1 protein-coding gene is annotated in these 660 nt (G+C 69.1%); it reads left to right on the top strand.

Going from position 1 to position 660, the window contains the following annotated elements; genetic code table 11:
- Positions 1 to 660, top strand: a 660-nt coding sequence (locus MXD60_RS26270; RefSeq protein ID WP_248822387.1) for an acyltransferase domain-containing protein, incomplete at both ends; no start/stop codon positions are given.

Raw genomic sequence — 660 nt, 5'->3', positions numbered from 1 at the left:
CACGCCGACCCCGACAGCCCCGACGCCGACCTCATCCACCACACCGCCTGGACCCAACCCACCCTCTTCGCCCTACAGGTCGCCCTCTACCGCACGGTGACCTGGCACGGCATCACCCCCGACCACCTCATCGGCCACAGCCTCGGCGAAATCACCGCCGCCCACATCGCCGACGTCTTCACCCTCGACGACGCCGCCCGCCTCGTCACCACCCGCGCCGCACTCCTCGGCAGCCTGCCCCCCGGCGGCGGCATGCTCACCCTCCACACCAACGAGCAGACCACCCGCGACCTGCTCACCACCCTGTCCACCACCCACGACCTGTCCCAGGTCGACCTCGCAGCCCTCAACAGCCCCACCAACACCGTCCTCGCCGGACCCACCACCACCCTCACCACCATCGCCGCCCACGCCACCACCCAAGGCATCAAAACCCGCCACCTCACCGTCAGCCACGCCTTCCACAGCCCCCTGACCACCCCCATCCTCAACACCTTCCACACCACCGCCGCCACCCTCACCTACCAGCCACCCACCATCCCCCTCATCAGCAACCTCACCGGCCACCTCACCACCCCCGAAGACCTCACCAACCCCGACTACTGGACCCGCCACATCCGCCACACCGTCCACTACACCACCGGCATCACCACCCTCACC

The organism is Frankia sp. AgB32, from assembly GCF_023243045.1.
Taxonomy (GTDB): domain Bacteria; phylum Actinomycetota; class Actinomycetes; order Frankiales; family Frankiaceae; genus Frankia.
This window is presented reverse-complemented; position numbering and strand designations above follow the sequence as displayed.